Below are 23,813 nucleotides of genomic sequence, written 5' to 3'. Positions count from 1 at the left end.
GGAGCCTGCCCAGCATGAGCTTACGAACCGTACGCACCACCGTCGTCGGCGCGCTCGCCACCGCAGTCGCCGTCACGGGGCAACTCGCCGCCCCGCAAACCGCCTCCGCCGACACCGACCCCTTACGCCCGTTCACCGCCCAGCGCCCGCACTGGACGGCATGCCACCACCAGGAGCTGGACCGGGCGGGGGCCCGCTGTGCCACGATCCGGGTGCCGCTGGACTACCGGAACCCGGGCGGGCGCACCCTGACCCTCGGCTTCTCCCGCATCAAGGCCACCGACACGGCGCATCGCATCGGCCTGATGATGCACAACTCCGGTGGCCCCGGCGGCACGTCGCTCGACATGCCGCTGCTCGACGCGCCCGCCATGGGCAAGGAGCTGGCCGCCCGGTACGACCTGATCGGCATGGATCCGCGCGGAGTCGGCCGCAGCAGCCCGCTGCGCTGCGGTACCTCCGGACACTGGCTGCGCTCCGCCGGATACGACGCCGCGGGGTTCCGGGCGCAGGCCCGGTACGAGGCCGACTTGGTGCGCAGCTGTCAGCGGACGTACGGCAAGGACGTGTCGTATCTGCGCCACTTCACGACCCGGAACACCGCCCGCGACATGGATGTGCTGCGCGCGGTGCTGGGTGAGCGGAGGACGTCGTACTTCGGCGTCTCGTACGGCACCTACCTGGGGGCGGTGTACGCGAAGATGTTCCCTGGCCGCACCGACCGGCTGCTGCTGGACAGCGCGATGGACCCGGCGCGCTACTTCGTGGGGGCGCTGGGCGACGCGACCGCGGCCAACGAGGAGTTCCTGGACGCCTGGGCGGCGTGGGCGGCCCGCCGGAACGGCACCTACGGCCTGGGGGCCACCGCCGCGGAGGTCCGCGCGACGGTGGAGCGGATCGCCCGGCAGGCCGCCCGCACGCCCCTGGAGGTGGGCCGCTACACGGCCGACGGCCAGCAGGTGCCGCAGCTGCTGAGCATGCTGCTGGTCGACGACCGGAAGTTCGCCGAGGCCGCCCGGAACATCCGGCTGCTGCACGAGGCGGCCGCCGGGCGCGCCGTGGAGCCCACCGGGGCGCTGGCCGCGGCGCTCGGCCCGCCGGACGACGAGACGGAGGTGCAGAACTCGCTCCAGCTGGCCCTGTTGTGCGGAGACGCGACGGTGCCGCGCGAGCTGTCCTGGTACCGGCGCACCATCGAGCGCGGCCGGGCCGAGGCGCCGGTGTACGGCCCGCTGTTCAACAGCGTGAGCCCGTGCGCGTTCTGGCCGAACGCGCCGGTGGAACCGCCGGTGCGGAGCGGCAACGCCGCGCCCGGCCTGATCGTCCAGGCCACCGGCGATCCGCGCACCAGCTACGCCAACGGGCAGGGTCTGCACCGGCGGATGCCGCACTCCCGTCTGATCACCCTGGAGGCGCGGGTGCACGGGGTGTACGGCCTGTATCCGAACCGCTGTGTGGACGAGCAGGTCAACGACTATCTGCGCACCGGGAAGCTGCCCGCGCGGGACACCGTCTGCCGGAAGGATCCGGCGGGTGACTGACCCGGTGTCCGATGGCCCCGTCAACGACCGCTCCGTTGGGCCCAGTTATCCGGACCCGCGAGTAACCGGCCGCGCCGGGCGGCCTACGATCCTTGCAGAGAGGCGCCGCGATCGCCGCGGATCGCGCCCGGAAACGGAGGAGAACGCCATGACCGCGCAAGGGGTAGCACCCCAGACCGGGAGTGGGCCGGAGCCCCCCAACACCCCGCTCAACCAGGGACGGCCGCACAGCGCCCGGATGTACGACTACTTCCTGGGCGGCAAGGACAACTACGTCGCCGACCGCCAGGCCGCCGCCAAGGTGCTCACGCTGTGGCCGGGTGTGATGGTCGCGGCGCGCACCAACCGCGCGTTCATGCAGCGCGCGGTCCGGTTCCTCGCCGCCGAGCGGGGCATCCGCCAGTTCCTCGACATCGGCACCGGCATTCCCACCCGGCCCAATCTGCACGAGGTCGCCCAGGGGGTGGCCCCGGAGAGCCGGATCGTGTACGCCGACAACGACCCGATCGTGCTGGCCCACGCGCAGACGCTGCTCAGCAGCCATCCCGAGGGGCGCACGGCGTACGTCGACGCGAACGTCGCCGAGCCCGACGCGATCCTCTCCTCCCCCGGCGTCACCGAGGTGCTGGACCTGTCGCGGCCCGTGGCCCTGAGCCTGTGCGCGCTGCTGCACTTCGTGCCCGACGACTGGGAGCCGCACGAGATCGTGCGGAAGCTGGTCGAACCGCTCGCGCCCGGTTCGTATCTCATCCTCAGCCACATCACCCCGGACTTCGATCCCGAGGCCACCCAGCGGACCGTGCAGATCTACCACAGCGGCGGCATCCAGGGGAAGATCCGCACCCGGGACGAGGTGGAGCGGTTCTTCACCGGCCTGGAGCTGGTCGAGCCCGGCCTGGTGGTGCCGCATCGCTGGCGCACCGACCTGGCCGCCGGGGACCCGGGGGTGGAGACCGGCGATGTGACCGACGAAGAGGTGTCCTTCTGGGCGGGCGTCGCCCGTAAGCCGTAGGCATGCCAAGCGGCCGGTTCCGCGTTCCTGTCGCGTTGCCCCTCTCTTGAGGGGATTTACGCCAAGTCACTGTGTGTGCCTTCCCGGTTCGCTACTGTGACGGCATGAGCGCCAGGAACGTGGACCCCGCCGACGAGTGGCCGCTGCCTCCGCCCTGGATGTGGGGGTGCGGCAAGTGCACCGAGCTGTACCGGGCGATGAAACAGGCCCCCAAGCTGGTGGACGCCGCGCTGGAGGAGCTGGGGCCGGGCATCGACTGCGATCCCCACGACTCCATCGTGTCGACCCAGATCCGGCTGGCCCGGCACATCGCCACCCGCCATGTCTCGGAGCTGCCCGAGGCCGACGAGGAGTGCGAGCGGTGCGTGTCGGACGCCTCCGGGAACCTTCCGGCCGTGCTCGCCCTGGAGCACCGCGCTCGCCATCTCTTCGCCCCGCCCAGCATCGTCGACATGCTGTAGTCGGCCTGTCGTCGACCCGCGGCCGCCCCATCCCGGCCCCGGCCCGCCCTGCGGCTTCCCTGAGCTGTGACATTCTGGTGGGTGGGTGCCCTGCCACTCCTGGGCGGCGCGGTCCGGCCTCGCCGGATGCGGCACCCCTGCCCCCGCCGCCCGTGTTCCGGGGACTTCCACCTGCCCGTACCTGCGGCACGGAGGGGAGGCAGACGGGAACATGCCCCATGGAGCCGGTCCGATGTCCCCGGCGCCGGAACCCACCGGGAGGGAGCGGGTTCTGGCGTTCGCCGGGGTCTCGCTGGCGGCTGTCTATGTGCTGGGCGAGGGGAGCGACGGCCTGCGGCTGGTCGAGACCGCGAACGCGGCCGGGGCCACCGCGGCTCCGCATGCGCTGCCGGAGCACTATGCGCTGTCCGACCGCTCCCCTGCCGCCGACGCCCTGTGCACCGGCCGCCCCCTGTGGCTGGACTCCGAGGGCATAGCCGCGTACCAGCGGGACGGCTCGACGGGGCGGTGGCCGGGTGCCTCGCTGGGCGCGCTGCCGCTCGGGGGCGAGGGCGGTCGGCTGGGCTGTCTGCTGATCGTGGGCAGCGCCGCGGACGGCTTCGAGGTGGAGCAGCGGGGCTTCCTGCTGCGCTACGCCGACGCCATCGCCACCCGGCTCCGGGCGGCCGGTGCGGCCCGCCCGGCGAACGGCACCGGGGCGTCCAGGCTGCTGGGTCCCGCGCTGCGGAGTCTGCGCGTCGGATCGTTCGTGCTGCTGCCCGGCACCGGCCGGATCGAGGCGGACGCGACCCTGCTCGACCTGGTCGGTATCGCCCCGGACGACTTCGACGGCAGGGTGGACACGCTGCTCGCGTGCACCGTGCCGGAGGATCTGCCCGCGCTGCTGTCGGTCGTCGAGCCGTCCGCGCAGGTGGCCGGGGACCGCGAGCTGGAGTTCCGGGTCCGCCGTTCGACCGGCGAGGTGCGCTGGCTCCGGCTGAGCTGCCGGGTGGGAACGGATACGACGGGCCGTCCGGAGCGCGTCGTGGGCGTGGTCACCAGCGCCGCCGCGCTGCGCCCGCGCGCCGACGACGTGTCCCGGGTGCAGTGGCTGACGACGGCGCTGGACGACGCCATGACGGTCCGGGACGTGAGCCGGGTGGTGGTCGCCGCCCTGGGCGAGCCGCTGGGGGCGGACCGGGTGGCGCTCGCGGAGCTTCAGGCGGACCGGCTGGTGGTGGTGGGGCTGGATCCGCCGCAGGCCGACGCCTGGCCGGAGCTGTGGCGTTCGGAGTGGCACTCCGAGTGGCCCGACGCGTCCCTGCACGCCCTGCCGAGCCTGCGGGCCGCGCTGCGGGAGGGCCGTCCGCGGCTGTGGTCCGCGGGGACGGAGCTGGAGCCGGGGCTCGCGGGCATCGGCCCCGGTGGGCTGGCGGTGCTCCCCCTCCCGGCCCATGGGCAGGTGGCGGGGGTGTGTCTGATCGGCTGGGACGCACCGCATCCGTTCGGCCCCGATGAGCGGTCGCTGCTCACGGCGACCGCGGGGCTGGTCGGCCAGACCCTGATGCGGGCGCACACCTACGACGCCGAGCAGGAGCTGGCCACCATGCTCCAGCGCTCCCTGCTGCCGCGCAGCCTGCCACCACTGCCCGGCGGGGTGGCCGTGGCCCGCTATCTGCCCGCGATGCGGGGACTCCAGGTGGGCGGCGACTGGTACGACGTGATCGCGCTCTCCGAGAGCCGGGTGGCGCTGGTCATCGGCGATGTGCAGGGGCACAGCGCCGCCGCCGCGACGATCATGGGTCAGATGCGGACGGCGGTCCGCGCGTACGCCGTGGAGGGGCATCCGCCGGATGTGGTGGTGTCCCACGCCAACCGGCTGCTCGTGGGCATGGAGGCGGATCTGTTCGCCACCTGCGCCTATGTCGAGCTGGACATGGAGGAGGGCAACGCCTGGTTCGTCCGGGCCGGGCATCTGCCGCCGCTGGTGCGCCGCCCGGACGGCACCACCGAGGAGGTGGAGGTCGAGGGCGGGCTGCCGCTGGGGGTCGTCGCGGACGCGGAATACCCCATGACGGCGGAGCCGCTGGCCCCGGGCACGGTCCTCGCGCTGCTCACGGACGGCCTGGTCGAGTCCTCGACGCTGCACCTGGACGAGGGCATGCGCCGGATGCGGGCCGCGCTGGCCGCCGCCCCGGCGGATCTCGGCCGGATGGCGGACACGCTGCTCGGGGTGGCCGACCGGCGGGACGACGACGTGGCGCTGCTGCTCCTGCGGTACGACGGCATGCGGGTCCGGCCCATCCGGGCGGGCTGGCTGGTGTGGCGGCTGCCGGACGCGGTGATGCACGCCCGCCGTTTCACCGCGCGCACGCTGCGCTCGTGGGGGCTGGCGGATCAGGGCGATGTGACGCTGCTGGTCGTCTCGGAACTGGTCACCAACGCGCTGATGCACACGCACGGCACGGTCCGCCTCGACCTCACGTACGCCATGGACCGGCTGCGCGTCGCGGTGACCGACTCCTCCCCCCGGGCGCCCGCCAAGCCGGTGGTCACGGACTGGGAGGCGACCGGTGGCCGGGGGCTGCTGCTGGTCGAGGCGATGTCGGCGTCCTGGGGCTCCGTACCGGTCGGCGGCGGCAAGCAGGTGTGGAGCGAGATCGTCGTACCCGACCGTGTGAGCCGAGGGGGTGCGTGACATGAGGACGTCCCGCACGCGCAGCGCCGTCGCCGCCGTGGCCGCGGGGCTGCTGGCCGTGTCCCTGGCGAGCTGCGGAAACAACGGCGGGGCACAGGACGGGAACGCCTTCACGGTCGGCCTGCTGCTGCCGAGCCAGCAGATCACCCGGTTCGAGAAGGCCGACCGGCCGATGATCGAGAAGCGGGTGAAGGAGCTGTGCCCGGGCTGCACCGTGGACCACGCCAACGCCGGGGACGACGTGGCGAGCCAGCAGCGGCAGATGCACTCCATGATCACCCGAGGGGTGGGGGCGGTGATCCTCGACGCCGTCGACGCCAAGGCGCTGCGTTCCTCGGTGCAGGCGGCACACAAGGCGGGCATCCCCGTCATCGCCTACGACCGGCTGGCCGAGGGGCCGATCTCGGGCTATGCCTCGTTCAACGGCGGACAGGTCGGCAGGCTCCAGGCCAGGGCTCTCCTGGACGCCATGCGGGCCAAGGGCGACGGGCGCCAGATCGTCATGATGAACGGCGATCCGAGCAGCCCCAACGCCGTCTGGTTCGAGAAGGGCGCGATGTCCGTCCTCAAGGACAAGGTGCGGATCGGCAAGTCGTACCACGTGATCGAGTACCGGCCGGACAACGCGTACGCCGACATGCAGGCCGCCATCACCGCGCTGGGCTCGCACCGGATCGGCGGTGTCCTGGCAGCCAACGACAGCATCGCCTCCGGCGCCATCTCGGCGCTGAAGTCCGCGCGGGTCAGGCCGGTGCCGCCGGTCACCGGTCAGGACGCCGACCTCGACGCCGTGCAGCGCATCGTCAGCGGCGACCAGTACATGACGGTCTACAAGCCCTTCAAGGCCGAGGCGCACGCCGTCGCCGCCATGGCCGTCGCCCTGGGGCGGGGCCAGAGCCTGCGCCACATCGCCCGGACGACGGTCGACAACACCACCACCGAGAACATCCCGGCCTCCCTGCTCACCCCGGTCGCCGTGACGGTCGCCAACATCAAGAAGACCCTGATCAAGGACGGTGTGTACACGGTCGAGGACATCTGCACGCCCAAGCTGCGGCCCGCCTGTGACAAGGCCGGTCTCACCCGTTGACGGAGGTGATTTTCCGTGGCCGCCCCTCCCCTGCTGACGCTGCGCGGCGTCTCCAAGCGCTTCGGCGGCGTCCAGGCGCTGGTCGATGTCGACCTCCAGATCCGGGCCGGTGAGGTGGTCGCCCTGGTGGGCGACAACGGCGCCGGCAAGTCCACCCTGGTCAAGGTGATCGCCGGGGTGGGCCCCGCCGATCAGGGCGTCATCGAGTGGGAGGGCCACACCGTCCAGATCAAGCGGCCGCACGACGCGCAGGCCCTGGGCATCGCGGCCGTGTACCAGGACCTCGCGATGTGCGAGAGCCTCGATGTCGTCGGCAATCTCTTCCTCGGCCGCGAGGTGCACCGCGCCGGGATCCTCGACGAGGTGGAGATGGAGCGGCGCGCCCGCGAGCTGATGCACACGCTGTCCATCCGCATCCCCGATGTGCGGGCGCCGGTGGCCCTCCTCTCCGGCGGCCAGCGGCAGGCCGTCGCGATCTCCCGCTCGCTGCTGGGCGCGCCCAAGGTCCTGCTGCTCGACGAGCCCACCGCCTCCCTGGGCGTCGAGCAGACCAGCCAGCTCCTGGACCTCATCGAGGAGCTGCGCGACCGCGGTCTCGGGGTGCTCCTCATCAGCCACAACATGGGGGACGTCAAGGCCGTGGCGGACCGGGTGGCGGTGCTGCGACTGGGCCGCAACAACGGGCTCTTCGAGGTGCCCACCACCACCCAGGAGCGCATCATCTCCTCGATCACGGGCGCCGCCGACAACGCCGTGGCCCACCGCACGACGGATGAGGAGGGGGCATGGCCGTAGGACAGAACATCCGGGGGTACGCCGACGCGGTGCGGCACCGGCTGCGCGGCGGCGAGGCGGCCCGGCGCGGGCTGCGGGTCGGTGAGCGCGGTCCGCTGCTGGTGATCCTCGGTCTCGTCGTGATCTGGCTGGTCTTCCAGGGCCTGAACGCCAACTTCCTCTCGCCGCGCAACCTGTCCGACCTCAGCGTGGACATCGCCGCCACCGGCCTGGTCGCGGTGGGCATCGTGTTCGTGCTGCTGATCGGCGAGATCGACCTGTCGGTGGGCTCGGTCAGCGGGCTGGCGGGCGCCGCGTTCGCCGTGCTGAACGTGTACCTCGGCATGCCGGAGTGGCTCGCCATCGTCGTGGCGGTGGTCGCGGGTACGGCCGTGGGCGCCGTGCACGGGTTCTTCTTCGCCCGGGTCGGGGTGCCCGCGTTCGTGGTGACGCTCGCGGGGCTGCTGGCCTGGAACGGGCTGACCCTCTACCTGCTGGGCGCGAGCGGCACGATCAACATCGATGAGGGCGGTCTGGTGGCCGCGCTGACCAGCCTCTACTTCAGTGGCGGCATCATCGCGTACGGTCTGGCCGCGGGCGGCACGGCCGGGTACTTCCTGGCCGCGCAGCGATCACGGCGGCGGCGCCGGGACGCCGGGATGCCGTACCGGCCGCTGGCGGAGATCGGGGTGCGCACGGGTGTCCTGGCGGTGCTCACGTTCGCCACCGCCCATGTGCTCCTCCGGTTCCAGGGCGTGCCGCTCGCCCTGCTGATCTTCCTGGCCGTCGTCGTCGGCTCGGACCTGCTGCTGCGCCGCACCCGCTCGGGGCGGAAGGTGTTCGCGGTGGGCGGCGGGGTCGAGGCGGCCCGCCGGGCCGGGGTGGATGTGGCGCGGGTGCGGATCGCGATGTTCATGGTGTCGGGGACGCTGGCGGCGGTCGGCGGTCTGTTCGTGGCCTCGGGGCTGACCTCGGCGAGCCCCACGACGGCCCGCGCGGCGGGCTCCGGGATGCTGCTGATCAACGCGGTGGCCGCGGCGGTCATCGGCGGCACCAGCATGTTCGGCGGGCGCGGCTCGGCCTGGTCGGCGCTGCTCGGTGCGCTGGTCATCCAGTCGATCGCCTCGGGCATGGCGCTGCTGGGCATCCAGGACGCCGTGCAGTTCATGGTCACCGGCGGGGTGCTGCTGGCCGCCGTGGCAGCGGACTCGCTCACCCGGCGAGCCGCGCGGGCGCGCGTCCCCACCCGACGTTCGTCACGGTCCGGGCGTGACGCTATGCTGCACTAGAGCTTCCTATTTCCGGGCAAGCCGGACATCTGGCCAGATGTTCCGAAAGGATCCGATGCGCTCACCATGACCATCGGAGTGCGATGAAACGTCTTCTCCTCATCCGCGCGGCCACCGCGGCCGCGCTCGCCGCGGCTCTGGTGGTCTCCGGCTGCCAGGGCACCGGCGTGCGGTCCTCCCGAGAGGGGAAGGAGAGCATCCGCGTGCTCGCCGTCAAAAATCCGCAGATGGTGACCCTGAAGCAGTACACGAAGAAGTACTTCACCTCGCGGACCGGCATCACCGTCGACTACACCCTGCTTCCGGAGAACGAGGCGAGGGAGCGGATGAACAGGGAGTTCGCTCGGCAGGACGGGACGTACGACGTGGCGAGCGTGAGCGCGTACGAGGTGCCGATCTACTCCAGGAACCACTGGCTCGCCCCGCTGGATTCCTACGCGAAGGCGGACAAGGCCTTCGACCAGAAGGACATCTTCCCCAGCCTGAACACGGCCGTGACCGGCCGCGACGGCAAGATCTACGCCGAGCCCTTCTACGGCGAGGGATCCTTCCTGATGTACCGCAAGGACCTCTTCCGCAAGACCGGGCTGACCATGCCGCGCGATCCGACCTGGAAGCAGGTCGCCTCGCTGGCGGCGAAGATCGACGGCACCGACGGCGCGAGCGGCATCTGCCTGCGCGGCCTGCCCGGCTGGGGACAGAACCTCGCCCCCATCAACACCGTGGTCAACACCTTCGGCGGCACCTGGTACGACATGCAGTGGAACGCCAAGCTCACCTCGCCGGAGTTCACCAAGGCCATTCAGTTCTATGTCGGCCTGGTGCGCAAGTACGGCGAGCCCAACGCCGCGCGCAGCGGAGTCCTCGAAATCCTCGCCGACTTCAGCCAGGGCAAGTGCGCCATGATGTACGACGCCAGCTCGCTCGCCACGTCGATCGAGGCCGACGGCTCCACGGTCAAGGGCAAGGTCGGCTACGCACCCGCCCCGCACGAAAACACCCGCAGGGCGGGCTGGCTGTGGACCTGGGCCTGGGGCATCGAGAACGCCTCCAAGAAGAAGGACGCCGCCTGGAAGTTCATCTCCTGGGCCTCCTCCAAGCAGTACCAGGAGCAGATCGGCGACACGCTCGGCTGGAACGAGGCCCCGGCGGGCAGCCGGCAGTCGCTCTACTCCAACCCCAACTACCAGCGCGCGGCGGCCGCTTGGTACCGGCAGGAGTACGCGTCGGTGAAGAACTCCGCCGACCCCAAGAACCCGGGCGTCGGCCCGCGCCCCTACCAGGGCATCTCGTTCGTCGGCATCCCGCAGTTCGCCGATCTCGGCACCAAGGTGTCCGCTCAGATCAGCGCGGCCATCGCCGGAAAGAAGTCGGTGCGCGCGGCGCTCCAGATCTCCCAGAAGCTCGCCCAGGACGCGGTGGCGGACTACCGCACCGGAGGCCGGGGACCTACTCCGTGACCGACCAGCACGGCATGACACCGGCGATGTGGCAGGCCATGAAGTACAGCGGAATCGGCGGCGTGTACGGGGAGTCGCCCTCGGGTCGGTGGATGAGGCGGGGGGCGCGGGACGCCCTGGCGGCGCGCGGACCGCTCGGCGGCCCCACGTACGCCCCGACCGCATAACTGGTGACGGCGGGCCACACCAGCCCGATGTGCGATCCGGCGGGCACGATCCACCACCAGTGCTCATCGCAGGCGAAGACACAGCCGACGCGGGGCAGCCGGTCCATGACCCGCTTCCCGTGGTCCGCGGACATCCCGACCGCGTCGTAGCCCAGCCCGGCGGACAGCCCCGCGGGGAGCGCCAGCCGTCCACGGCGCGCGCCACGCGGCAGCCCGGGCGGGCCGCTCGCGGCATGCGGGGACTTCTTCCGCGGCATGTGAGCCGAAGGCAGGGGGAGGGTGGGGGGAACCACGATCGGTCGCCTTTCGTCTGCCTGCGCACTGTGGGCAGCGCCGGTCCTGCACTGCCCGGTGCCTACCGACGTACACACGCGAACGTTCCGCCGTCGCCGGGCCGCGGATCGGTCCGGCCCATCCGACGTTTCCCCCGGCACCGCGGGCCAACTGCCGCGGAGTCACACAGTCGGTGACGGCATGTCCACTGTGTCATCTGCTATGAACGAGTTGCAAGAGGTAACTTGAAATTTGCAAGTCGTTGGATGCAGGTGCGTCAGCAGCGGTTGATCATGACAGACTGCAACCGTGGAACGCGGTGTGAGGAGGCAGGGAGTGGCGGCGGAATCCGCATGGGGCGGCGCTCCCTCCGTCCTCCGCATGATCCTCGGCAAGCAGCTGGAGGAGCTGCGGACCCGGACCGGGCTCAGCTACGACGAGGCGGGCGCGGCGATCGGCGTCAGCCATTCGACGATCCGCAGGATGGAAGCCGCGAAGGTCGCCCGGCTACGGCTCGCGGACGTGGAGAAGCTGCTCCAGACGTACGGCGTCACGGACCAGCACGAGATCGACACCTTTCTGAAATCGGTGCGCGAGGCCAACAAGCGCGGCTGGTGGCACGTCTACCGCGATGTGATGCCGGACTGGTTCGCCGCGTATCTGAGCCTGGAACAGGCGGCGCTCCAGATCCGCGCGTACGAGCCGCAGTTCGTCCACGGCCTGCTCCAGACCGAGGACTACGCCCGCGCCCTGCTGAGCGCGGGCAATCCGCACGTTCCCGCCGAGGCCACCGAGCGCCGGATCGCCCTGCGCATGCGGCGCCAGGAGTTGCTGTCCCGCGAGTCCCCGCCCCGGCTGTGGGTCGTGATGGACGAGACCGTGCTGCGGTGGCCGGTCGGGGGCGCGGCCGTGATGCGCGCCCAGATCGACCACCTCATCGCGGTGAACGCGCTGCCGCATGTGACCCTCCAGATCATGCCGTTCGGCAACGGCCCGCATCCGGCGATGACGGCGGGCGCGTTCCATGTCTTCCGGTTCCGGGCCTCCGAGTTGCCTGACATCGTCTACCTGGGCGGGCTGATCGGGGCGGTCTACCTGGACAAGACGGACGACGTGGTGGTGTACCGCGAGGCACTGGACCGGGTGAGCGCCCAGTCGGCGCCCGCCCAGAAGACCGAGGCCCTGCTCGGCGAGATCCGCAAGGAGCTGTGACGTGGGCCTGGACAGTTGACCGACGATCTGATGGGAGGGGCGGGCGTTGCGCGACAACGGATGGCCGGCCGAACGGATTGACACCGAGAACGCACATTCGGCGCGGATCTACGACTACATCATCGGTGGCAAGGACTACTACCCCGCCGACAAGGAGGCGGGCGACGCCATGGCCCGGGAGTGGCCGGCGCTGCCGATCCACATGCGGGCCAACCGGGACTTCATGAACCGGGCCGTGCGCTTTCTGGCGGAGGAGGCGGGCATCCGGCAGTTCCTCGACATCGGAACCGGCATCCCCACCTCCCCCAACCTGCATGAGATCGCCCAGGCGGTCGCCCCGGACTCCCGGGTCGTGTACGTGGACAACGACCCCATCGTCCTCACCCTGTCCCAGGGCCTGCTGTCCAGCACGCCCGAGGGGAAGACCACGTACGTCGAGGCGGACATGCGCGACCCCGCCGCGATCCTGAGCGCACCGGAGCTGCGCGACACCCTGGACCTCGGCAAACCGGTCGCCCTGACGGTGATCGCGATCGTCCACTTCGTGCTCGACGAGGACGACGCGTACGGCATCGTCAACCGCCTGCTGGAGCCGCTGCCCTCGGGCAGTTATCTGGCGATGTCCGTCGGCACCGCCGACTTCGCGCCGGAGGAAGTGGGCCGCGTGGCCCGCGAGTACGCGGCGCGGGACATGCCGATGCGGCTGCGCACCGAGGCCGAGGCCGCGCGGTTCTTCGACGGGCTCGACCTGGTCGCGCCCGGTGTCGCCCAGGTGCACAAGTGGCATCCGGACGCCAGGAGCGGCGAGGGGATCAAGGACGAGGACATCGCGATGTACGGGGCGGTGGCCCGCAAGCCGTAGGGGGCAGCCGATTCAGCCCTCGGCGTCGTGGACGAGCAGCGCGATCTGGACGCGGTTGTTGAGGTCGAGCCGGGTGAGGATCCGCGACACATGGGCTTTCACCGTCGGCAGCGCGAGGTGCAGTTCGCGTGCGATCTCCGCGTTGGAGCACCCGCGTCCGACCGCCCGGGCCACCTCGCGCTCGCGCTCGCCCAGGAGCGCCAGCCGGGCCCGGGCGGTGGCCGCCCGGGCCTCCTGCCCGCCGTCACCCGTCACCTGCTCGATGAGGCGGCGGGTGACGGCGGGTGAGAGCACCGGGTCCCCGGCGGCCACGGTCCGGATGGCGGTGACGATGTCCTGCGGCGGGGTGTCCTTGAGGAGGAATCCGGCCGCTCCGGCGCGCAGCGCCCGCAGCACATGGGCGTCGGTGTGGAAGGTGGTCAGCACCAGGACCTCCGGGGCGCCGGGCCGGGCCCGCAGGGTCCGGGTGGCCGTCAGCCCGTCGACGCCCGGCATCCGGATGTCCATCAGCACCAGGTCGGGCCCGTGACGGTCGACCAGCGCGGGCACCTCGGCCCCGTCGGCGGCCTCCGACACGATCTCGAGGTCCGGGGCGCCGCCCAGCATCAGGCGCAGCCCGGCCCGTACGATCGCGTCGTCGTCGACGAGCAGGACGCGGATCACCAGAGCGTCCCCCTTTCCTCCGTCACCCCTGATTGGCGGCGGCCACGGTGTCCGCCGCGGGCCAGGGTAGCCAGGCGCGCACCCGGAAGCCGCCAGCGTCGGGTCCGGCGGTCAGCTCGCCGCCCGCCAGCCGGGCCCGTTCCGCGAGCCCGACCAGCCCCTGTCCGCCGCCCGCGCCGCCGCGGAAGTCCGGGGCGGGGCCGGGTGGCGGGGTGTTGTGGACCTCGACCGTCAGCCGGTCCTCCGGGGTCCCGGCCACCCGTATCGTGACGGTCGCGCCGGGCGCGTGCTTGCGCGCGTTGGTCAGGCACTCCTGCACGATGCGGTACGCGGTGCGCCCCACCACCGGGGGTGGCGCCGGTCCGTCCGGCGGCCCGGTCAGCTCGACCCGGCCGCCCGCCGCGCGCGCCTCGGTCACCAGCCTTTCCAGGTCGGCCAGTTGGGGCTGGGGCCGCTCGTCCTCGGGACCGGCGCGCAGCACCCCGATCACTTCGCGCAGATCGCTCAAGGCCAGACCGGCGCTCTCCCGGATCACCGCGGCGGCCCGTGCGATCTCGGCGCGGGGCGCGCTCGTGTGGAACTCCAGCGCCCCGGCGTGCACGCTCAGCAGCGTCAGCCGGTGGCCGAGCGCGTCGTGCATCTCGCGGGCGATTTCCTCCCGCGCCTCCCGCCGGGCCTGTTCGGCGCGCAACTCCGCGTCTGCCTCGGCCAGTTCGGCGCGTTCCCGCAGCGAGGCGATGAGCTGCCGACGGGACCGCCGGAACAGCCCCCAGCCGATGGTCCCGGCCAGGAGCGCGAAGTACGTCACGGCGGAGCTCGCCCGGTCCTCGGGAAGCTCCGGCAGCTCCGCCAGGAACACGGGGAGCGGGGCGAAGGCCACGGCCGCCACCCAGGCCGTGGCGCGCCAGGGCCGGGTGGCGGCCACCGTGAACACCGCCACCATCGCGGGGCCGGTCATGTAGTGCGACAGCTGGCCGCCCGCCAGCAGCAGCACCACCGCCAGCGCTACGGGCCACCTGCGCCGCAGCAGCAGCGCCGCGCATCCCAGCCCGCCGGCCGCCTGTTCTGCGGCCCGCCACGCGGGGCTCATATCGTCCGGGACCGGTATGGACGGCGAGCTGAAGACGGCGAAGCAGGCGGCGAAGAGGAACAGCCCCAGGTCGGCGGCCCAGTCCCGGCGGGTGCGGTGGATACGGCGCATATCCCGGCAATGTACGCGGCCCCGGCCGGGGAACGGGCCTCCGTGCGGCGGCCGCATACTTAAGTACGACGCCGGGGCGGCGTATGGCCGACTTCGGTCACCGCCCGGCCGACCTCGGCCCGATCCCGTGCCACCGGGCGCGCTCCTACGGTCGGGACATGACCTCGACTTCCTCCAAACCGCCCCTCGCGGCCGTGACCGATCTGCTCTGCTTCGTCCTCGTCGTCGGCGGTGGCAGCGGCCTGCTGTACGAATGGCTCGGCGTGAAGATCCGCGTCCTGGGGTTCGTGCGGTTCCTCGCCCCCGGTGGCTACGAGATCTACGCGTACATCGTGATGGTCGTCCTCGGGCTCATCGTGGGCGCGGCCGGTGACGCGGTCTTCCGGCGCGGCCGGGGCTGACGACCGCACCTACGTCAGCTGGCGCCGCACCAACTCGTGCAGTTTTCCGCCCTGCCTGGCCATCAGCTCGGCCGGGGCGCCCTGTTCGACGACCCGGCCCTCCTCCATGACGAGCACGCGGTCGGCGTCCATGACGGTCGACAGCCGGTGGGCGATCACCAGTCGGCTCGCGTTGAGGCGGCGGGTGCTGTCGATGACGATGCGCTGGGTCTCGTTGTCGAGGGCGCTGGTGGCCTCGTCGAAGAAGAGGATGCGCGGGCGGCGGATGAGCGCCTGGGCGATCATCAGGCGCTGGCGCTGGCCGCCCGAGATGGCGCCACTGCCGGAGATCATCGTGTGGAGTCCCATGGGCATCTGGCGGATGTCCTCGGCCAGGCCCGCGAGTTCGGCGGCCGCCATGGCCTCCTCGGGGGTGAACGGCTCGGCGCCACGGATGCAGTCGAGCACGGTGCCGCCCAGCGGCTGCGCGTTCTGGAGCACCACACCGCACTGGCGGCGCACGGCGGCCTGGTCGAGGGCGGTCAGGTCCTGGCCGTCGTAGAGCACACTGCCGGACACCGGCCGCTCGAAGCCGATGAGGAGCCGCAGCAGCGTGGACTTGCCGCAGCCACTGGGGCCGACGACGGCCACGAACTCGCCCGGCCGGATCTCCAGGGACACGTCGTCGAGGACCAGCGGCCCGTCGGTGCCGTACCGGAAGGTGAGGTTTCTGGCCTGGAGGGCGCCGGAGAGGGGGCCGGGCTGGGCGCTGCCGCCGCGCACCTCGGGCGGCTCGTCCAGGATCGGCTTGACCTCCTCGAACATGGGCAGCACGGCGACCACCGAGACCAGCGAGTTGGTGAGCTGGGTGAGGGAGGTCAGCAGCATGGTGACGGAGGTGTTGAACGTCAGGAAGCCGCCCGCCGACATGCTGCCCCGCGCCGGACCGGCCAGCAGCAGGAACACCACCAGCGAGCACAGCGGAAGGTAGACGGCGTCGAGGACCTGGGTGAGGTTCTTGATGCGCCCGGTGCGCTGGTGCAGGTCGCGGGAGCGGGCGAAGCCGCGGGCCCAGGCCGCGTAGGCGTAGTTCTCGGCCGCGGCGACGCGCAGCTTGGGCAGTCCGCGCAGGGTCTGGTACGCCTGGTTGTTGAGCTTGTTCTCGGTCTCCACCAGCCGTCGCTGCCAGCGCACCTGCCACAGGCCCATGGCGAAGAAGATGCCGCACACGACGAGCAGCATGCCCATCACGGCGAGCGCGAGCGGCACGCTGAAGAACAGCAGCAGGGCGAGGTTCATCGCCCCGACGGTGCCCGCTTGGAGCACCACGGGGGCGGTGCCGGACAGCACCCGGCGCATGGTGCTGATGCCCATGGCCGCGCTGGCGAGTTCGCCGGTGGAGCGCTCCGCGAAGAACGTGGTGGGCAGCCGCAGCAGCCGGTCCCAGACGGCGGGCTGGAGCGTGCTCTCCAGCCGTCCCTCCAGCCGCAGCAGGGTCAGGTTCTGGACCAGCAGGAAGGACGCGGCGACGACACTGGAGACGATCAGCGCCAGGGCGATCTGGACGATGGGGCTCTTCTCGGCGCGGGGGACGAACCCGCCGAGCACCTGACCGGTGGCGATCGGCACCAGCGCGCCCAGCGCCACCGTCACAAGACCGGCGGCGAACAGGCTGCGCAGGTCCGGCGCGGCGCCGCGGGCCGTGAAGCGCAGCAGCCGCCACATCGTCATCGGCCGCTCGGGCAGCGGGCGGTAGAACATCACGGCGCGCGGCTCGAACTCCTCCGCGGTGCCGCGGCCGATGCGTATCCGCAGGCCCGAGGCCGGGTTGACGGCCTCGTACCGGCCGCGCCGCCACAGCAGCGCCACCGGCGCCCCGGACAGGGCGCGGTAGCCCACCAGCGGTCCGGCGTCCTCTCGCCACCAGCGGCCATCCAGCCGGACGGCGCGGGTGCGGATGCGCGCGTGGGCCGCGATGCGCTCCACGGGGTCCGTACGGTCGTCGGGGGCGGGGCCCTTGGTCGGTTCGGGGAGGGTGATCCCGGTGGCGTCCGCCACCGCCCGGCACACCGCGTGCACGGCGTCGTCGGTGCTGTCGTCCGCGGCCCCGGGAGAGCGCCGCGGGCCTCCGATGGACGCGATGAGCGCCTCATCGGCGCGCGAGCGCACGGCCTCACCGGCCCGGATACCGGCGGCCGTCCGGTCGGCGTGGGCCCGTTCCAGGGCGTCGATCCAGCGGTCGACTGCGGTGCCCAGCCGGTACTGCTGGTTGACCATCCGCTGCCACAGCGCGCCGTCGATCAGCAGGTCTCCGGCGGCCTGGGCGCTGTACTCGGCGCCGTAGCACACGCTGCCGGGCGGCACCGGGAGCCACAGCAGATCCTCGTCTGCCGCCTCCTCGCCGGGTGGCATTCCCCCGTCCAGCGGTGCCTGGAACAGCACGCCGAGGCTGCGGCTGATGCCGAGGGCCACGGCGTGTTCCAGTGGCGTCGGGGCTTCGTGGAACCCGCCCTCGTCCGCGTACGCGCCCTCGGTCCCGTACGTGGTGTCGTACGGGGTGCCGTACGCGTCGTACCGCTCCGGCCGGTACAGCTCGCGCAGCGGGATGCGGCGCAGCGCGCAGTCCTGCGAGGGCCGCCCCAGCAGGGTGTGGCGCGGGCCCTCGACGGGCCCGGGGAGCGCGGCGCCCGCCTCCAGGCGGCCGAGGAAGTGCCACTGCCCCGCCTCGGCGGCGTCGACCGCGAAGAGGTCCATGGCGCCCGCGGCGACGAGCCAGAGCACCTGCGGGCCCTCCAGCGGCAGGCTGCGCAGCCCGGCGCCGTCGACCGGCGTGCCGAGGGCGCCCAGCGCCCGCACCACCGCGTCGCCGCCGTCGGCGTCCACGGCCGCGGGCGGGTGTACGGACGCCATGTCAGTGCTCCTTCATCAGCTCGGCGTACGGGCCTCCGGCGACCGCGAGGTCCTCGTGCCGTCCGCGTTCCACGACCGTCCCGCGGTCCAGGACGAGGATCTCGTCGCTGTCCCGGACGGTGCTGAGCCGGTGGGCGATCACCACGCACGCGCAACCGCGGCGGCGCAGGCTGTCCATGACGGTCTGTTCGGTCTGCGCGTCCAGGGCGCTGGTCACCTCGTCCAGGACCAGCACGCTGGGGCGCCGGACCAGGGCCCGGGCGATCTCCAGCCGCTGCCGCTGTCCGCCCGAGAAGTTGCGGCCGTCCTGCTCGACCCGGCAGTGGATCCCGCCGGGGCGGCGGGCGATGACGTCGTCGTAGAGGGCGGCGTCCCGCAGGGCGGCCACCACCGCTTCGTCCGGGATCGACGGGTCCCACAGCGCCACGTTGTCCCGCACCGTCCCCTCGAACAGGAAGACGTCCTGGTCGACGAAGGACACCGAGGCGGCGAGCCGCCCGCGGGGGATGTCCTCCAGCCGCTGGCCGTCGATGCGGATGGCCCCCTCCCACGGGCTGTAGAGGCCGGAGACCAGCCGGGACACGGTGGACTTGCCGCTGCCGGAGCCGCCGACCAGCGCCACTTGGCGGCCGGGGCCGACGGACAGCGAGAAGCCGCGCAGCAGCGGTTCGTCCAGCGGGTTGTAGCCGAAGGTGATGTCCTCCAGGGTCACGTGGCCGGTGAGGCGGCGGGCGCCGTCGGCGTCCGGCTGCCCCTCGTCGCGGGTGTGGAGGGTGTCCGCGGGGAAGCGCTCCACGTCCCCCAGCCGGGCCACGTCCGCGGAGAAGTCCTGGATGCGCCCGGCCACCCCGTTGAGCCGGGTGATGGGCGCGGTGAAGCGGGTGACCAGCGCCTGGAAGGCCACCAGCAGCCCGACCGACAGATGGCCCTCGACGGCCCGCAGCCCGCCGATCCACAGGATGAGCGCGCTGTTGAGGGTGGCGAGAGTGGGCGCCACGACGCCCAGGACCGCGCTCGGCACGCCGAGGCGCTGCTGTTCCTCCAGCGTGATGGCGTGCTGACCGGCCCAGCGGCGGAAGTAGCCGCTCTCGCCGCCGGTGGCCTTCATGGTCTCGATGAGCTGGAGCCCGGTGTACGCGGTGGTGGTCAGCCGCGCAGTGTCGGCGCGCAGCTTCTGGGTGCGGGTGGCGCGCAGCCGTATCACGATGCGCATCGCGACCACGTTGAGCAGCGCGAGCCCGACGCCCACCAGGGTGAGCTGCGGGTCGTACGTCCACAGCAGCAGGGCGTACAGCACCACCACGATCCCGTCGACCGCCGCCGCGGCCAGGTCGCGGGCGAGGGTTTCGGCGACGGTGTCGTTGGACCGCAGGCGCTGCACCAGGTCGGCGGGGCTGCGCTGGGCGAAGAACGTGACGGGCAGCCGCAGCAGATGGCGCAGGAACCGGGCGCTGCCGAGGGTGGAGGAGATGATGCGTCCACGCAGCAGGTTCGCCTGCTGGACGCCGGTCAGCACCGCGGTCAGCACCACCGCCACGGCCATGGACGCGAACAGCGGCGGCAGCATCGACGTCTGGCCGCCGACGATGAAGGTGTCGATGAAGGTGCGGCTGAGCGCGGGCACCGCCGCGCCCACCGCCACCAGCAGCAGGCTGGCCAGCAGCGAGGCCAGCAGGGTGCCGCCGGTGCCGCGCAGCCGCGCGGGCAGGGCGTTCAGGATGCCGGGCTTCCGTCCGCCGCGGCGGAAGGAGTCGTCGGGCTCGAAGACCAGGCAGATCCCGGTGAAGCTCGATCCGAACTCCTCGGCGGAGACGAAGCGGCGCCCCTTGTCGGGGTCGTTGATGTGGACGCCGCGCTTGCCGAACCGCCGTCCCATGCCGTCGTAGACGACGTAGTGGTTGAACTCCCAGAACAGGATCGCCGGGGCCTGGACCTCGGCCAGCGCCTCCGGCTCCATCTGCATGCCCTTGGCGCGCAGCCCGTAACTGCGGGCGGCCTTCAGCACGTTGCTGGCGCGCGACCCGTCGCGGGAGACGCCGCAGGCGATCCGCAGCTCCTCCAGCGGTACGTGGCGTCCGTAGTGGGCCAGCACCATGGCGAGCGACGCGGCGCCGCACTCCAGCGCCTCCATCTGGAGCACGGTGGGGGTGCGTACGGTCCGCCGCCCGGTCTTCTTCGGCCCGCTCCCGCGCCGCGGGGCGCGCCGCCGTCCACGGGCCGGTTCGGGGCGGCGGCGTCCGCTGGTCCCGGCGGGTGCGGGGCGGGGCGGTCCGCCGCTCTCGTGCGTGGCGTCCGCCGGGGTCGTCGCGTCAGCCCCGTTCGGCGGATTCGTCGGGTTCGTCGCGGTCACGGGAGCAGCCAATCGACGGGGTGACGGTCGGCCAGGTGGATGGTGCCGGAGGCCAGGGTCATGGAGCCGAGGGCGAACGGCGGGCCCTTCGGCGAGGACCAGCGGTAGCCGGAGCGGGTAGCGGAGGAACGGTCGAGGCGTACCGCCACCGCGACCGGTGGGCCGTCCTTCGAGAACTCCTCGCCGAGCTGTGCGCTGCCGAGGAAGGAGCCGATCTGCTGGCGCGACTGGGCGGTCCGGCCGACCGCCTGGACATGGCCGCGCAGCACGCCGTACGTCCCGGAGGGCGCCGACTGCACATCGAGGTCGACCGTGGCGCCCGCGGGCACCGATGCCGCCCGGTCCGCCGGTACGTACAGGGTCGCGGTCAGCGGGTCGCGGGAATTGCGGACGCGCTCCACGGAGGCCACGTCGGCGCCGGTGTCGAGGACGGAGCCGATCGAGACGGACACGGTGGTGAGCCGGCCGGCGGCGAGGGCGCGCACGACCGTGGTTCCTCCGCCGGGGTTACGGACCTTCACCAGCGGTGCGCCCGCCCGCACCGTGCTGCCCTCCTCGGCGAGCACGGCGGTGACCTGTCCCCTGACCGGGCTCTGGAGGACATAGCTGCCCTGGCCGTGGGTGAGGATGCCGGAGGCGCCCAGGGTGTCCCCCACGGTTCCGGTGACGGCCCAGACGGCGGCCGCGGCCATGGCGACGAGGGTGACCGTCAGCGCGAGCCAGCCCTGGGGGCGGGCGTAGCGGACCGGCAGGTCGATGTCGTCTGCCGACTGGAGCTTGGAAAGGGCCTGCTGGCGGAACTGCACGGGAGTCTTTCCTCAACCGGCCGGAGGGGACGCGTGGGAACGGGTCGGGTGTGCGGCCCCGGGCGGCCCGTACGACGGGTGCCGGGGACCGCGCATGCCCCGGGCCAGACAGGCCCGGGGCATGGGGTGGACGCGGTGGTCTCAGAGACCCGCGACCGTGCCGACGATGCCGGAGGTGTTCAGGCCGGTCGCGCCGTCGACGGTGCCGGTGACGGTGCCCACGGCGCCGGTGACCGGGCCGGTGACGGGACCGGTGACGGACTGCACGGTGCCCAGGGCGTCGCCCACAGCGCCGAGACCGCCGGCCACGTTGTCCAGCTCAGCGTCGGAGATCTCCTGGGTCGCGACCTTGGGTGCGTTGTTCATTACTGCGTCTCCCTTGGATACATATCTCGAAATGAGCTTGTAACGGCCGGTAGTTGCCGAATGGCATTCGGCTCACGTCGGCCAACCGCGGCACGTTCCCGCGCTTCCCGGAAACCGGGTTCCCGGGAACGTCTCGGCGCGGAAGGATGTAACCACGTGGGCTGGCCTCCATCGAATCGAGACGCATTCGGAACTACGCATTCCGCCAAGTTTCCGATCACATGGCGTGCACACGTGCCCACGTCACCGGCACCACCTCTGCACACGAGCGTCACCACTCGCGCGGCACCGCCCTCCGCCTCCGTGTGGAAATCCGCGCATTCCCGGGCGCAGCCGCCGCACCCCGTGACCGCGGGGCGCCGACGACATGCGCTACACGCGACTTCTGTGGAATGGATGTGCCGATCACTTGAAGACCTGTCGACCTCCGGTCGCATTTCACGACCGTCGGCGGCTCGTCGATCCGCCACGTGTGATGAGCGGTCCCGGGGGTATCCGCCGAGCACCCTTGTGCCTACACGCATGCCGAACCGTGGAGTCGCCGACCGAGGAGTCGCCGTGAAGATTGGTGTATCGACCTTCGTGACCGACCAGGGCATCGGGCCCGCCGCCCTGGGGCGCGCCCTCGACGAGCGGGGGTTCGACTCACTCTTCATCGCCGAGCACAGCCACATCCCGGTGGAACGCCGCTCGCCCTACCCGGGCGGTGGCGAGCTGCCGGAGATCTACTACCGCACCCTCGACCCCTTCGTCACGCTGAGCACCATCGCCGCGGTCACCACACGGCTGCTGCTGGGGACCGGGGTCGCCCTGGTGGCACAGCGGGACCCGGTCGAGGGCCTCGTTCCACGTGGCGTGTGCCGTACGGTCGGCGAGCAGGGTGCGCCGTACGTCCGTGGCGGGCAGCTCGCCGGGCTCGGCGTAGCCGCGGACCACCGCCGCCGCGTACCGGCCGCTCGCGGCCAGCCAGTCCGCGAGCCGGTCCAGCATCCGCGGTGTCTCCCAGGCCGGGAACGCCACGTACGCCAGCATCGCGAGCACCCCGCCCAGCAGGGTGAGCAGGACCCGGTCCGGCACCGTCTGGTGCCACCCCTCGCCGCCCATCCCGAGCAGGAGGACGGCGTACGCGGCCGAGGTGCACTGCGAACAGGAAGTCCACGGGCCCGGCCCGCCGGGGCTGACGCTCTTCGTGGGCCGCGGCCCGCTACCGCGCCGGGGTGCCGCCGGGTCCGGAACCGGACTTCACCACCGACGGCACCTTGGCGGCGGCGTCGAGGGTGTAGGGGTAGTACGTCTTCGGGTCGAAGGCGGTGCCCCCGCTCTCGTTGCGGCCGCTGGTGCCCACGAACGTGTTGCCCCGCCGGACGATCGAGGCGGTGGCGTCCTTGATGACGGGGTTCTTCATCCCCTCGAAGTAGCTGTTCTCCAGCACCATCTTGGTGTTGCCGCGCGAGTAGTTGCCGTAGGAGGAGGTGATGTCCGTCCCCGGGGCGTCCTGGAGGTAGTTGTTGTACAGGTGCGCGTGCGCGACGTTGTCGGTGGACGGGTTGCGCTGCTCCGTCTCCCGGAACCAGTTGTGGTGGATGGTGATGTCGGCCGTGGTGTTCTCCGTCCAGCCGATGCCGAACGTCTTGTTGTGCGTTTGCAGCCGGTTCCAGGAGACCGTGAGGTACGTCGTGTCCTTGCGGCTGTCGATCAGGCCGTCGGCCATGTGCTTCAGGTCGTTGTGATCGATCCACACATGGTGGGCGCCGTCCATCTGGATGGCGTCGAAGTCGTGGTCCTTGTCGTTCCACGTGCCCATGTACGAGTCGCGGATCGTCAGGTTGCGGATGATGACGTTGTGCACGCCCTGCCCGAGGAAGAAGCCGCCGCCGACGATCTCGCCCGCGGTCCCCCGGCCCACGATCGTCTTGTCCGAAGCGACCTTGATCTCCTTGCCCTTGGGATCCATGGTGATCGCCCCGGCCACCACGATGACGTACGGCTCGGCAGCCGTCGCGTACTTCTCCAGGTCGGCCAGGGTGCGCACCGTCACGGTCTTGCCGTCACGACCCCCGTACGTGCCGTTCTGGCCGAGCGCGTTGACCGACGCGAACCCGTCGGCGACACCATCGGCCCAGACCGCGGCCACCGGGCTCGTGTCCGCCGGGCTCGTGTCCGCCGGAGAGCCGGGCCCCTGGGGGGCGAGACCGACCGTCAGGGCCACGGCCAGCGGCACCGCCCACACCACCGCGCCCGCTCCGCGCCCGCCGTTTCCTCGTATGCGCCGCCACTGGGCCGCCATGACCACACCATCCTCAGCTCGGGGGAATCGTC

General features: G+C 72.0%; 18 protein-coding genes and 2 pseudogenes. 12 read left to right on the top strand and 8 right to left on the bottom strand.

Features of this window, described 5'->3' with window-relative positions:
• Positions 1–14: 14 nt before the first annotated feature.
• The 8 genes from LCH29_RS02700 (at position 15) to LCH29_RS02665 (ending at position 10,304) form a co-directional block, all read left to right on the top strand.
• Positions 15–1,541 carry an alpha/beta hydrolase gene (locus LCH29_RS02700; RefSeq protein ID WP_446460038.1) on the top strand — a complete coding sequence of 509 codons (1,527 nt, stop codon included), beginning with the start codon at positions 15–17 and terminating at the stop codon, positions 1,539–1,541.
• A 148-nt stretch (positions 1,542–1,689) separates the two neighbouring features.
• A complete protein-coding gene (locus LCH29_RS02695; protein WP_446460037.1) occupies positions 1,690–2,553 on the top strand; it encodes an SAM-dependent methyltransferase in 864 nt (287 codons plus the stop codon).
• A 104-nt stretch (positions 2,554–2,657) separates the two neighbouring features.
• Positions 2,658–3,014, top strand: a complete 357-nt coding sequence (locus LCH29_RS02690) for a hypothetical protein (RefSeq protein ID WP_050800156.1) — start codon at positions 2,658–2,660, stop codon at positions 3,012–3,014.
• 211 nt (positions 3,015–3,225) lie between these two features.
• Complete coding sequence (locus LCH29_RS02685) at positions 3,226–5,691, top strand: SpoIIE family protein phosphatase (protein WP_446460036.1); 2,466 nt, start codon at positions 3,226–3,228, stop codon at positions 5,689–5,691.
• 1 nt (position 5,692) lies between these two features.
• A complete protein-coding gene (locus tag LCH29_RS02680; RefSeq protein WP_446460035.1) occupies positions 5,693–6,781 on the top strand; it encodes a sugar ABC transporter substrate-binding protein in 1,089 nt (362 codons plus the stop codon).
• A 15-nt stretch (positions 6,782–6,796) separates the two neighbouring features.
• A complete protein-coding gene (locus LCH29_RS02675) occupies positions 6,797–7,576 on the top strand; it encodes an ATP-binding cassette domain-containing protein (protein ID WP_446460034.1) in 780 nt (259 codons plus the stop codon).
• The gene (locus tag LCH29_RS02670; protein ID WP_446460033.1) at positions 7,567–8,844 is read left to right on the top strand and encodes a sugar ABC transporter permease; all 1,278 of its coding nucleotides are present in this window, start codon (positions 7,567–7,569) and stop codon (positions 8,842–8,844) included. Before LCH29_RS02675 ends, LCH29_RS02670 begins: the two co-directional genes overlap by 10 nt.
• An 83-nt stretch (positions 8,845–8,927) precedes the next feature.
• A complete protein-coding gene (locus LCH29_RS02665; RefSeq protein WP_446460032.1) occupies positions 8,928–10,304 on the top strand; it encodes an ABC transporter substrate-binding protein in 1,377 nt (458 codons plus the stop codon).
• Here the strand turns inward: LCH29_RS02665 and LCH29_RS02660 are convergent.
• Positions 10,294–10,728 (bottom strand): hypothetical protein, encoded by a 435-nt coding sequence (locus LCH29_RS02660; protein WP_446460031.1) that lies wholly within the window; start codon positions 10,726–10,728, stop codon positions 10,294–10,296. The two genes, LCH29_RS02665 and LCH29_RS02660, sit on opposite strands and share 11 nt — an antisense overlap.
• A gap of 352 nt (positions 10,729–11,080) precedes the next feature.
• Here LCH29_RS02660 and LCH29_RS02655 point away from each other — a divergent pair, with 352 nt between their 5' ends.
• Both LCH29_RS02655 and LCH29_RS02650 read left to right on the top strand, forming a co-directional pair.
• A complete protein-coding gene (locus LCH29_RS02655) occupies positions 11,081–11,956 on the top strand; it encodes a helix-turn-helix domain-containing protein (RefSeq protein WP_446460030.1) in 876 nt (291 codons plus the stop codon).
• A 46-nt stretch (positions 11,957–12,002) separates the two neighbouring features.
• Positions 12,003–12,818 (top strand): SAM-dependent methyltransferase, encoded by an 816-nt coding sequence (locus LCH29_RS02650; protein WP_446460029.1) that lies wholly within the window; start codon positions 12,003–12,005, stop codon positions 12,816–12,818.
• A 12-nt stretch (positions 12,819–12,830) separates the two neighbouring features.
• Here the strand turns inward: LCH29_RS02650 and LCH29_RS02645 are convergent, their stop codons facing one another.
• Positions 12,831–13,424, bottom strand: a complete 594-nt coding sequence (locus LCH29_RS02645) for a response regulator (RefSeq protein WP_446460282.1) — start codon at positions 13,422–13,424, stop codon at positions 12,831–12,833.
• 79 nt (positions 13,425–13,503) lie between these two features.
• Positions 13,504–14,682 carry a sensor histidine kinase gene (locus LCH29_RS02640; protein ID WP_446460028.1) on the bottom strand — a complete coding sequence of 393 codons (1,179 nt, stop codon included), beginning with the start codon at positions 14,680–14,682 and terminating at the stop codon, positions 13,504–13,506.
• 158 nt (positions 14,683–14,840) lie between these two features.
• Between LCH29_RS02640 and LCH29_RS02635 the strand changes: the two genes are divergently transcribed.
• Positions 14,841–15,083 carry a hypothetical protein gene (locus LCH29_RS02635; protein WP_039942598.1) on the top strand — a complete coding sequence of 81 codons (243 nt, stop codon included), beginning with the start codon at positions 14,841–14,843 and terminating at the stop codon, positions 15,081–15,083.
• 9 nt (positions 15,084–15,092) lie between these two features.
• On the opposite strand, the gene LCH29_RS02630 is transcribed toward LCH29_RS02635, so the two are convergent.
• From LCH29_RS02630 to LCH29_RS02615, 4 genes are all read right to left on the bottom strand, one after another.
• Complete coding sequence (locus LCH29_RS02630; protein WP_446460027.1) at positions 15,093–17,972, bottom strand: NHLP bacteriocin export ABC transporter permease/ATPase subunit; 2,880 nt, start codon at positions 17,970–17,972, stop codon at positions 15,093–15,095.
• Position 17,973: 1 nt separating this feature from the next.
• On the bottom strand, positions 17,974–20,322 hold the full coding sequence (locus tag LCH29_RS02625) for an NHLP family bacteriocin export ABC transporter peptidase/permease/ATPase subunit (RefSeq protein ID WP_446460026.1): 2,349 nt from the start codon (positions 20,320–20,322) through the stop codon (positions 17,974–17,976).
• On the bottom strand, positions 20,319–21,128 hold the full coding sequence (locus LCH29_RS02620) for an HlyD family efflux transporter periplasmic adaptor subunit (RefSeq protein ID WP_446460025.1): 810 nt from the start codon (positions 21,126–21,128) through the stop codon (positions 20,319–20,321). The genes LCH29_RS02625 and LCH29_RS02620 overlap by 4 nt, the downstream gene beginning before the upstream one ends.
• A gap of 141 nt (positions 21,129–21,269) precedes the next feature.
• Positions 21,270–21,494, bottom strand: coding sequence for a hypothetical protein (locus LCH29_RS02615; RefSeq protein WP_009720215.1), 225 nt, complete (start codon positions 21,492–21,494; stop codon positions 21,270–21,272).
• 558 nt (positions 21,495–22,052) lie between these two features.
• Between LCH29_RS02615 and LCH29_RS02610 the strand changes: the two are divergent.
• Positions 22,053–22,328: pseudogene (locus LCH29_RS02610) on the top strand (LLM class flavin-dependent oxidoreductase); the annotation flags it as partial.
• 382 nt (positions 22,329–22,710) lie between these two features.
• Here LCH29_RS02610 and LCH29_RS02605 read toward each other — a convergent pair.
• Positions 22,711–23,781: pseudogene (locus tag LCH29_RS02605) on the bottom strand (pectate lyase family protein); the annotation flags it as partial.
• Between the last annotated feature and the right edge of the window lie 32 nt (positions 23,782–23,813).

The organism is Streptomyces sp. BRA346 (assembly GCF_052851135.1).
The sequence above is the reverse complement of the archived record's forward strand: the minus strand, read 5'-3'. Positions and strand labels throughout refer to the sequence as shown.